Source organism: Streptomyces sparsus, assembly GCF_054776295.1.
This window is the reverse complement of record NZ_BAAHCA010000949.1, coordinates 1-1,834: the sequence shown is the minus strand read 5'-3', so window position 1 is coordinate 1,834 and position 1,834 is coordinate 1. Positions and strand designations below refer to the sequence as shown.

Annotated in this window: 1 protein-coding gene and 1 pseudogene; one reads left to right on the top strand and one right to left on the bottom strand. The window is 75.4% G+C overall.

What is annotated here, in order from left to right; translation table 11 throughout:
* Positions 1-240, bottom strand: a pseudogene (locus ACYVE9_RS25230) (hypothetical protein); the annotation flags it as partial.
* A gap of 174 nt (positions 241-414) precedes the next feature.
* Between ACYVE9_RS25230 and ACYVE9_RS25225 the strand changes: the two are divergent.
* Positions 415-1,776 carry a M20/M25/M40 family metallo-hydrolase gene (locus ACYVE9_RS25225; protein ID WP_461030204.1) on the top strand — a complete coding sequence of 454 codons (1,362 nt, stop codon included), beginning with the start codon at positions 415-417 and terminating at the stop codon, positions 1,774-1,776.
* Positions 1,777-1,834 lie beyond the last annotated feature (58 nt).

Here is a 1,834-nt window from a genome sequence, read left to right as displayed (position 1 = left end):
CGCGGCACCGGGCTCAGCGTCGGGCGCCGACCCCTCGGACCCCGCCCCGTCGGGCCGGCCGGGCTCCTCGGTTTGCTCGGCCTCCGGAGGGTTGGTGTCCCCCTCGTGCCGGCTGGGGCGGTGTTCCGACGGGCCGTCAGCCCTTGCCTGCGCCGCGCTGCCGCCGGCCCCCGCGTTCTCGGCCGCGCCGTTCCCCGCTGCGCTCTCGTCGGCTGTGCCTCGGGCGTTCTCGCTGCTCACGATCTGCTTCTGCTCCCGCTCGACCGGCCGGTTCCGGTGAGGCCCGGCCCCAGAGCGGCATCCTACGGCCCGGCGTCCGGGCCGGTGCCTGTGGGAGTATCGGCGAACCTCCGCGGACGCGCGGTGATCCCGTGCGCCCCGCTCTCGACGCACGCCCCCCGAGGAGTCGTTCCGATGGCGCACAACGCCCTGGCGACCACAGTCGCCGCGCTGATGCCGCAGGCCCGCACCGAACTGGCGGAACTGGTCCGCTTCCGTTCGGTCGCCGACCCCGAGCAGTTCCCGCCCCAGGAGTGCGAGGCAGCCGCCTCCTGGATCGCGGACATGCTGCGCGCCGAGGGCTTCGACGACGTCGCCCTGCTCGACACTCCGGACGGCACCCGGTCCGTCTACGGACTGCTCCCCGGCCCGGTGGGCGCCCCGACCGTGCTGCTGTACGCGCACTACGACGTGCAGCCGCCCGGCGACGAGGCCGCCTGGCTGTCGCCGCCCTTCGAGCTGACCGAGCGGGACGGCCGCTGGTACGGGCGCGGTGCCGCCGACTGCAAGGGCGGACTGCTGATGCACCTGCTCGCGCTGCGCGCACTGCGCGCCAACGGCGGGGTGCCGGTCACCGTGAAGCTGATCGCCGAGGGCTCGGAGGAACAGGGCACCGGCGGGCTGGAGCGCTACGCCGAGGCCCACCCGGAGCTGCTGGCCGCCGACGCCGTCGTGGTCGGCGACTCCGGCAACTTCCGTGCCGGGCTGCCCACCGTCACCGGCGTGCTGCGCGGTATGACGTTGCTGCGGGTCCGTGTCGACACCCTCGAAGGCGCCCTGCACTCCGGCCAGTTCGGCGGTGCCGCGCCGGACGCGCTGGCCGCCCTGATCCGGGTGCTGGACTCGCTGCGCGCCGAGGACGGCTCGACGACGGTGGACGGCCTGACGTCCGACGCCGTCTGGGAGGGCCTTCAGTACCCGCCGGAGGACTTCCGCCGGGACGCCAAGGTGCTGGACGGCGTGGAGTTGATCGGCTCCGGCACGGTGGCCGACCGGATCTGGGCCCGGCCCGCCGTGACGGTGCTGGGCATCGACTGCCCGGCCGTGGTGGGTGCCACGCCGTCGGTGCAGCCCACCGCGCGGGCCGTGGTCAGCCTGCGGGTACCACCGGGCGTCGACGCGGGCGAGGCCGGCAAGCTGCTCACCGAGCACCTGCACGCCCACACCCCGTGGGGCGCGCGGGTGGCGGTCGAGCGGATCGGCGAGGGCCAGGCGTTCCGGGCCGACACCGGCAGTCCCGCCTACACCGCGATGGCCGAGGCCATGCGGGAGGCGTACGACGGCGTGGAGATGGCGGTCGCCGGCCAGGGCGGCTCGATCCCGCTGTGCAACACCCTGTCGGCGCTCTACCCGGACGCGGAGATCCTGCTGACCGGGCTCAGCGAGCCGCAGGCGCAGATCCACGCGGTGAACGAGAGCGTCTCCCCCGAGGAGCTGGAACGCATGTCCGTCGCCGAGGCGCTGTTCCTGCTCGGGTACGCCCGCGCCGCCCGCTGACCCCGCGGCGCCGCTCCCCCGCCCGCCCGCTCCCGCCGCCTTCGAGGTGGCCGGGGCG